1 protein-coding gene and 2 pseudogenes are annotated in these 1,585 nt (G+C 57.7%); 1 reads left to right on the forward strand and 2 read right to left on the reverse strand.

Annotated elements, in window-relative coordinates; genetic code table 11:
- Both CFR80_RS18065 and CFR80_RS18070 read right to left on the reverse strand, forming a co-directional pair.
- Positions 1 to 603: pseudogene (locus CFR80_RS18065) on the reverse strand (IS3 family transposase); the annotation flags it as partial.
- Positions 604 to 605: 2 nt separating this feature from the next.
- Positions 606 to 1,280 (reverse strand): annotated as a pseudogene (locus tag CFR80_RS18070) (transposase); the annotation flags it as partial.
- Positions 1,281 to 1,333: 53 nt separating this feature from the next.
- On the opposite strand from CFR80_RS18070, the gene CFR80_RS18075 reads away from it, so the two are divergent.
- The coding region (locus tag CFR80_RS18075) for a transposase (RefSeq protein ID WP_181418230.1) at positions 1,334 to 1,585 on the forward strand (252 nt) is incomplete at its 3' end.

Consider the following 1,585-nt stretch of genomic DNA (forward strand, 5'->3'; position numbering starts at 1 on the left):
GGTACCTGCATCCCTACTTGTTGCGTGAACCTCAATGTGGCCAGTTCTACAGGTGTTCACTCCAAGCGTACGTAAAATACACTTTCGTGTCGTGATCCCGATTACGCGACGACTGAACAGATCGATGACGACAGCGAGGTAGAGCCAGCCCTCGGCAGTCCAGATATAACTGATATCTCCCGCCCATTTCCGGTTGGGGCCTTCAGCAAGGAAATTACCGTCCAGAAGGTTGGCCGCAATGTCAGACTGGTGGTGGCTGTCGGTCGTCATCTTGTGGCGACGGGTGCGCACGGGCCGGATCCCGTTGGCCTTCATGAGGCGGCCAACGCGACGTTCCCCGACATCAAGCCCGGCTTCCCTGAGTTCCATGGTCATGCGCGGCTGTCCGTAGGACCCGTTGCTCAGGGCAAAATGCTCACGGATATGCGTCAGCACCTTCAGATCGGTACGTTGGCGCTGGCAGGCCGGTCGGGATGTCCAGGCCCGGTACCCCCGTGCAGAGACCCGCAAGACCCGGCACAGCCTCTCGATTGGCCATTCATGCCGATGTCCGTGGATGAAGGCGAACCTCATGGCTTTTGGCTCGCGAAGAACTGGGTAGCTTCCTAAGAAACAGCAGGTTCGGTGGCTACAGGGATGGGATGCAGGACAAACCCCAGCGATTGTGCGCGTCGGTGTAGATTGGAGACGACACGTTTGCGATGGATTTCATCGTAATGTCCTGCTCCGGGATCGGCATAAACCATGCCGTATCTGAGGGTATTATAAAACAGAACTGCTATTTTCCTGGCCGTGGCGGTCACAGCCTTTGCTTTCCCGACCCGCGCTGACAGGCGTCTGTAAAAAGCCCCCAACGCAGTATCGCTTCGCCCGAGCGTCGTGGCAGCCAGACGTAGTAGTGCTGCGGCCCGGCTTGAGGATCGGCGTGTGCGAGATGAAAGAAGCTTGCCACCGGAAATCTTGTTCCCCGGAGCGAGGCAGAGCCAGGACGTGAAATGTTTTGCACTTGGCCAGGCGCGGAGATCTGTGCCGCATTCTGCCACAAGCTTGAGGGCCAAGGACACACCGATGCCATGGATCTGCGTGAGATCCACGCCCAGCAAGCGATACAGAATGCCTCGTACGTCGAAGGACGGAGCACTCACCTGCTTTGTCTTGATCCGAGGCTTTGGGAGGTCTGCCGCAGGCTTTGCACTGCCGTGGCTCAAAAGCAGTAGCAGGCCTTCCATGCGGCGATCACAGGCCATGATCCGTTCCTGATAAATATCATAGAGCTCTAGCAGCCTGTCGGGTTGGGGTACCCAGTGAAGGGGTAAGGTTGTAAGGTGGTGAGATGAGCAGTTTCATCCCGTTTGACCGGTCTCAGCCGTATCTTCTGCCGCCTGATCTGAAGTCGTGGCTTCCTGCTGACGATATGGCGCATTTCATTGTCGCAGCCGTTGAGCGGGTTCCGATGAGTGCGTTCTGCGTGCCAGTGCGCACGGGTGGCAAGGCACAGTACCATCCGCGCCTGATGCTGGCCCTTCTGATCTTCAGCTATGCGAACGGGTTGTTTTCCTCACGCCGGATCGAGCGGGCGACATAT

It is taken from the genome of Komagataeibacter oboediens, from assembly GCF_003207815.1.
Classification (GTDB): Bacteria; Pseudomonadota; Alphaproteobacteria; order Acetobacterales; family Acetobacteraceae; genus Komagataeibacter; species Komagataeibacter oboediens.